Below are 6,000 nucleotides of genomic sequence, written 5' to 3' on the forward strand. Positions count from 1 at the left end.
AGATGCAAAAGAGAACCCTCGGCAACAGCGGCCTGCAGGTCTCGGCCATCGGCCTGGGCTGCATGGGACTGAACTTCGCCTACGGCCCGGCGCTGAGCCGGCAGGACGCGATCGCGTTGATCCGCGGCGCGGTCGAACGCGGCGTGACCTTCTTCGACACCGCCGAAGCCTACGGCCCGTTCACCAACGAAGACATCGTCGGCGAGGCGCTGGCGCCGGTGCGCGACCAGGTGGTGATCGCCACCAAGTTCGGCTTCAAGGACGGCGAGACCGCCAAGGGCCAGGACAGCCGGCCCGAGACCATCCGCGCCGTCGCCGACGCCGCGCTCAAGCGCCTGAAGACCGACCGCATCGACCTGTTCTACCAGCACCGCGTGGACACCGCGGTGCCGATGGAAGACGTCGCCGGCACGGTGAAGGACTTGATCGCCGAGGGCAAGGTGCTGCACTTCGGCCTGTCCGAAGCCGGCGCGCAGTCGATCCGCCGCGCCCATGCGGTGCAGCCGGTGGCGGCGCTGCAAAGCGAGTATTCGTTGTGGTGGCGCGAGCCCGAGGGTGAAATCCTGCCGCTGCTCGAAGAGCTGGGCATCGGCTTCGTGCCGTTCAGCCCGCTGGGCAAGGGTTTCCTCACCGGCAAGGTCGACGCCAACACCACCTTTGCCAAGGACGACTTCCGCAACGTCGTGCCGCGTTTCACGCCCGAGGCGCGCGAGGCGAACCAGGCGCTGGTCGACGCCCTGACGGCCATCGCCGGCGCCAAGAAGGCCACGCCGGCACAGATCGCGCTGGCCTGGCTGCTGGCACAGAAGCCCTGGATCGTGCCGATTCCCGGCACCACCAAGCTGAACCGCCTGGACGAGAACCTGGCCGCGGCCGACGTGGTGCTGAGCGCGCAGGACCTGCGCCAGATCCAGGACGCACTGACCGCCCATCCGGTCGAAGGTGCGCGCTACCCCGCGCACCTGGCCGCTCGTGTCGGCCGCTGAACCACGCACCCTTTGCTGGAACCTCACGCCATGACCACTGCTGTGCGCGCCTACGCCGCCCATTCGCCCACCAGCCCGCTGGGCCTGTTCAAGCTCGACCGCCGCAGCCCGCGCGCCGACGACGTCGTCATCGAGATCCTCTACTGCGGCGTCTGCCATTCCGACCTGCACAGCGTGCGCAACGACTGGGGCAATGCCACTTACCCGCTGGTGCCGGGCCACGAGATCGTCGGTCGCGTCGTCGAGGTCGGCGCCGAGGTCACGCGCTTCAAGACCGGCGACCGCGTCGGCGTCGGCTGCCTGGTCGATTCGTGCCGGCAGTGCAGCGCCTGCGGCAAGGGCTGGGAGCAGTACTGCGAGAGCGGCCGCGTCGACACCTACAACAGCGTCGACCGCCTCGACGGCCGGCCGACGCAAGGCGGCTACTCGGAGAAGATCATCGTCAGCGACGCCTTCGTGCTGAAGCTGCCCGACAAGCTGGACCTGGCGGGCACGGCGCCGCTGCTGTGCGCGGGCATCACCACCTACTCGCCGCTGCGCCACTGGAAGGTCGGGCCCGGCAGCAAGGTCGCGGTGGTCGGCCTCGGCGGCCTGGGCCACATGGCGCTGAAGCTGGCGCGGGCGATGGGCGCCGAGGTGACGCTGTTCACGCGCTCGCCGGGCAAGGAGGCCGACGCGCGCCGGCTGGGCGCCCACCGCGTCGTGCTGTCCACCGATGAGACGCAGCTGGACGGCGTGGCCGGCCGCTTCGACCTGATCATCGATACCGTGCCCTATGTGCACGACCTGAACCCCTACCTGCCCACGCTGGCCACCGGCGGCACGCTGGTGCTGGTGGGCTACCTGGGGCCGCTGGACCCGGCGCTGAACTCCGCGCCGCTGGTGCTGGGCCGCAAGGCGGTGGCGGGCTCGCTGATCGGCGGCATCGCCGAGACCCAGGAGATGCTGGACTTCTGCGGCCTGCACGGCATCACCTCGGACACCGAGACCATCGCCATCCAGGACATCAACGAAGCCTACGAGCGCCTGCTCAGGAGCGACGTGAAGTACCGCTTCGTGATCGACATGGCGTCGCTGAAGCAAGAGGCGACGGTGTGAGCGTTGGACCAATGAAGGTCCTCGTCGTCGGCGCTACCGGCAGCATAGGCCGTCTGGTCGTCGCCGAGGCGCTGCGCCAGGGCCACGCGGTGCGCGTGCTGGTGCGCGATGCGGGCCGCGCCGGCGCATTGCCGGCGCAGGCCGAGCGCGTCGTCGGCGAACTCACCCGCGCCGAGACGCTGGCCGCCGCCGTCGACGGCATCCAGGCCATCGTGTTCACCCACGGCTCGAGCGCCGGCGGCAAGGCCGGCGCCGAGCATGTCGACTACGGCGGCGTGCGCAACGTGCTGACGGCGCTGAACGGGCGTGCGGTACGCGTCGCCCTGATGACCGCCATCGGCGTCACCGACCGGCTGGGCCACTTCAACCGCGCCACCGAGGGCCACGACTGGAAGCGCCGCGGCGAGCGCCTGGTGCGCGCCAGCGGCCTGCCGTACACGGTCGTGCGGCCGGGCTGGTTCGACTACAACGCGGCCGACCAGCAACGGCTGGTCCTGCTGCAGGGCGACACCCGCCACGCCGGCAACTCCAGCGATGGCGTCGTATCGCGCCGCCAGATCGCCGAGCTGCTGGTGCGCAGCCTGGGCGCGGACGCCGCCCTGGGCAAGACCTTCGAACTGGTGGCCGAACGCGGCGCGGCGACCAACGACTTCGACAGCTTGTTCGCCGCGCTGGATGCGGACACCCCGGGCGCGCTGGACGCCGTGCGCGACGCACCCAACATGCCCTTGGACCAGGAGCCGGCGCGCGTGCGCGCGGACCTGGAGCGGCTGGCCGCCCGCTGACACCTGGCCGCCAGTGCCTCGGCCACCCCATCAGATACAGGAGTCCACCATGAAACTGCTTGCTGCCACCGCCGCGGCCTTGACGCTGTCCATGCTGGACACGGCCGGCGCTGCCGAACCCGAGCTGCAGATCCGACGCGCCGGCACGCGCCCCGTCTACACCGCGCCGGCCGAGAACTTCACCGGCACCGTCCAGGTGGAGATGCTGCAGACGCCTGCCGGTGCCGAGCGCGCGTCGGCCGGCAGCGTGAGCTTTGCGCCCGGCGCCCGCACCGCCTGGCACAGCCACCCGCTGGGCCAGACGCTGGTCGTGACGGCCGGCGTCGGCCGCGTGCAGCGCTGGGGCGGGCCGATGGAGGAGATCCGCGTCGGCGACGTCGTGCACATCGCGCCGCAGGTCAAACACTGGCATGGCGCCGCGCCCGACAGCGCGATGACGCACATCGCCATCACCGAGATGCAGGACGGCAAGGCCGCCACGTGGCTGGAACACGTCAGCGACGCCCAGTACCTCGTGCCGTCCGAGAAGGCCGCCACCGTGGCGCCGGCCGGGCAGGGCCGGCAGCTGTTCGGCGACATCGCGCCCAAGTTCGCCCAGCTGACCGACGAGGTGTTGTTCGGCGACGTCTGGGCGCGCCCCGGCCTGTCGCCGCGCGACCGCAGCCTGATCACGGTCAGCGCCTTGATCGCGATGAACCGGGCCGAGCAGCTGCGTGGCCACCTGACGCTGGCGCGCCGCAACGGCCTGTCGGACGCCGAACTGATCGAGGCCATCACGCAGCTCGGTTTCTACGCCGGCTGGCCCAGCGCGGTGACGGCCATCGGCGTGGCGCGCGAGGTGTTCGGCGTGCCGGCTGTCCAGCCCTGAGCGATCCGTCTCGATGGCAGCTTGGCGCGACCTCGAGTAGGAGATCGCGGGCGCCTCGCGGCGATCGCTCGCCGCAGCAGGTCTTGCGGTCTGTGTCGCCTGTCGACACGGCCGCCGACGTCCACGCGCACCATCGGGTACGCTCGCCCCAGGCCAGCCACCGGAGCAGCGCATGAGTCGGCACCACACCACCCTGATCCGCGCGCTGTTCCACGACCCGCCGCCGCACAACCTGCACTGGCGCGACGTCGAGGCGCTGCTGCGGCACGTCGGCACCAGCATCGAGCCGATCTCGGGCGCGCGGCTGCGCGTGACGCTCAACCGCGCCGAGGACATCCTGCACCGCCCGCACGGCGACGAGGTCGACAGCCAGTCGGTGCTGCACGTGCGCGCCTTCCTCGGACGCGCCGGGGTGACGCCGGCGGCGTTCGAGGGCACGGGCGACGCGGCCGGCTGAGGCCGCCCGGTACCAAATCCTTCACGAAACGCCCGTGCGCGGGCGCAGCCTCCTCCCTCTGGCCGATGGAGCGCCGGCACGCGCGCCGCTAGCGTGCCCGGCTTCGACGTCACGAGAGGGCAGGGAGGCCCGTCAGAGCCATGAAGGGGATCGAGATTGCACGCCGGTGTCTGCGTGCCGGCGGCGGGGTGCTGCTGGCCGCGACGGCCTGGAGCGCACAAGGCGCCGCGTACGACACGTCCGAGTACGGCCAGATGCTGCGCGCCCTGGACGAGCCCAACGGGCGTTCGTTCTTCGGCGGCCCGATGGTCGACAACGTGACCCGGGCCTGGAAGGCCGCGCAGCCGCTGGAGGTGATCGAGGTGCCGGTGGCGCCGAGCACCGACCGCAGCCGCCTGCTGCGCCGCTTCGTCTCGGCCGGGCACCCGATTCCGGCCGCGGCGCTGAAGGCGATGTCTTTCGACCCGGACCGCAGCGCGCCGTCGGGGCCGCGTGCCTGGCAGGTCTACTGGAGCCTGACGCACGTGCAGCCGATCAACGGCGCGTCGCCGCGGCACATGTTCTCGACGGCGCAGCGCCGCTTCGTCCAGTGCGCCGCGGCCAAGGTGGTCGAGGCCGGCTCGCTGTACTTCGTGTCGCTGGACACGCGCGGCGACCCCTACGGCGCCGATCTGGAGTTCAACAAGCCGGGGGTGTGGTCGAACGAGGCGGTTGCGCGCGACGCCGACGTCGCCGCCGAAGTGCGTGCCGTCTGCGGCCCGGTGCTGAGCGCCGCCGAGGGCGACGAAGAAGGCCGCCGGCAGCTGGATCAGCTGCTGACGCCGCCGGCGCCGAGCGCGGCGGAAACGGCACTCCAGGCGCAGGGCCTGCTCGCCGCGCCGCCGCAGGCCGCCAGCGCCGAGGCGGCGGCTTCCGCCCCCGAGGGCACGCCCTTCGGCAACACGAAAGCGCGCATCCGGCTGTTCCAGCAGAACGGGCTGGAGGGTGGCCTCACGGACGAGGCCGCCTGTTCCTCCCGCGGCAGCACGAAGGCGGCGGGCGGCGGCTTCTGGAACGCGCTGGCGTCGACCCTGCACGTGGCGTCCAGCACCAGCATCGGCATGCCGGAAACCGAGACCACGCGCCATCTGTCGGACCGCAGCCGGGCGGGCTCCAAGGCCTATTTCTTCGAGCGCGAGGTCACGGCCTGGGCACCGGTAACGGTGGACTACGGCTTCGGCAGCGCGGCCACGGGTGCGAGCTGCGCCACCATCCACGCGAGCTTTGTCCCCGAGGCGGGCGCCGACTACGAGGCGCGCATGGACGTCGGCCGCGCTTTCTGCCGCCTGATCGTCAGCCGGATCCTGCCCGGCGGCGATCTGCTCCCGGTGGCGGTGCGGCGCGCGGCCTCGTCCTGCCCGCCGGAAGAAAAGCAGTAGCGCCGGCGCCGCGCCTCAGCGCGCCAGCTCGGCCTTCAGCAAGGCCGTCAGCGCCTGCAGCTCGGCCACGATGCGATCGGCCCGGTGCCGCAGCGCGGCGGCGTCGGCGCCGGCGGCGATGCCGTTCTCGTAGTCGACCAGCGCCGCCTGCAGCCGCGTCGCACCGACGGTCGCGCAGGCGCCGCGCAGCGAATGGGCGCTGCGGCCGTCGAGCACGCCGGGGCCGTCGCGGTACTTCTGGACGAAGGTCTCGAGCACGCGGCGCAGCACCGGTGGCCGGCCGCCGACGTTGCGCAGCGCCAGCTCGACGTCCAGGCCCTCGGCTGCCGCCAGCCGTTCGTGCAGCGGCCGCAGCTCGCCGCTGCCTGCGGGCGCCGCCGCCGTCGGC

6 protein-coding genes and 1 pseudogene are annotated in these 6,000 nt (G+C 72.1%); 6 read left to right on the forward strand and 1 reads right to left on the reverse strand.

What is annotated here, in order from left to right; translation table 11 throughout:
• Positions 1 to 2 precede the first annotated feature (2 nt).
• The 6 genes from CKO43_RS12890 (at position 3) to CKO43_RS12915 (ending at position 5,612) form a co-directional block, all read left to right on the forward strand.
• Positions 3 to 986: an aldo/keto reductase gene (locus tag CKO43_RS12890; RefSeq protein ID WP_200378880.1), complete on the forward strand. Its 984-nt coding sequence runs from the start codon at positions 3 to 5 to the stop codon at positions 984 to 986.
• Between the two features lie 30 nt (positions 987 to 1,016).
• Positions 1,017 to 2,084 carry an NAD(P)-dependent alcohol dehydrogenase gene (locus tag CKO43_RS12895; protein WP_200378881.1) on the forward strand — a complete coding sequence of 356 codons (1,068 nt, stop codon included), beginning with the start codon at positions 1,017 to 1,019 and terminating at the stop codon, positions 2,082 to 2,084.
• Positions 2,081 to 2,869 (forward strand): NAD(P)H-binding protein, encoded by a 789-nt coding sequence (locus CKO43_RS12900; RefSeq protein WP_200378882.1) that lies wholly within the window; start codon positions 2,081 to 2,083, stop codon positions 2,867 to 2,869. Before CKO43_RS12895 ends, CKO43_RS12900 begins: the two co-directional genes overlap by 4 nt.
• Before the next feature lie 49 nt (positions 2,870 to 2,918).
• On the forward strand, positions 2,919 to 3,737 hold the full coding sequence (locus CKO43_RS12905; protein ID WP_200228405.1) for a (R)-mandelonitrile lyase: 819 nt from the start codon (positions 2,919 to 2,921) through the stop codon (positions 3,735 to 3,737).
• Positions 3,738 to 3,909: 172 nt separating this feature from the next.
• A complete protein-coding gene (locus CKO43_RS12910) occupies positions 3,910 to 4,194 on the forward strand; it encodes a type II toxin-antitoxin system HicA family toxin (RefSeq protein ID WP_200378883.1) in 285 nt (94 codons plus the stop codon).
• A gap of 140 nt (positions 4,195 to 4,334) precedes the next feature.
• Positions 4,335 to 5,612, forward strand: coding sequence for a hypothetical protein (locus tag CKO43_RS12915; RefSeq protein WP_200228407.1), 1,278 nt, complete (start codon positions 4,335 to 4,337; stop codon positions 5,610 to 5,612).
• Positions 5,613 to 5,627: 15 nt separating this feature from the next.
• Here the strand turns inward: CKO43_RS12915 and CKO43_RS12920 are convergent.
• Positions 5,628 to 6,000: pseudogene (locus CKO43_RS12920) on the reverse strand (hypothetical protein); the annotation flags it as partial.

This window comes from Rubrivivax gelatinosus, from assembly GCF_016583785.1.
GTDB lineage: Bacteria > Pseudomonadota > Gammaproteobacteria > Burkholderiales > Burkholderiaceae_C > Rubrivivax > Rubrivivax gelatinosus_B.

Bases quoted from the DNA above. Each gene is read 5' to 3' on its own strand.
- CKO43_RS12890 (WP_200378880.1), top strand. From the start codon at position 3: ATGCAAAAGAGAACCCTCGGCAACAGCGGCCTGCAGGTCTCGGCCATC.
- CKO43_RS12895 (WP_200378881.1), top strand. From the start codon at position 1,017: ATGACCACTGCTGTGCGCGCCTACGCCGCCCATTCGCCCACCAGCCCG.
- CKO43_RS12905 (WP_200228405.1), top strand. From the start codon at position 2,919: ATGAAACTGCTTGCTGCCACCGCCGCGGCCTTGACGCTGTCCATGCTG.
- CKO43_RS12910 (WP_200378883.1), top strand. From the start codon at position 3,910: ATGAGTCGGCACCACACCACCCTGATCCGCGCGCTGTTCCACGACCCG.
- CKO43_RS12915 (WP_200228407.1), top strand. From the start codon at position 4,335: ATGAAGGGGATCGAGATTGCACGCCGGTGTCTGCGTGCCGGCGGCGGG.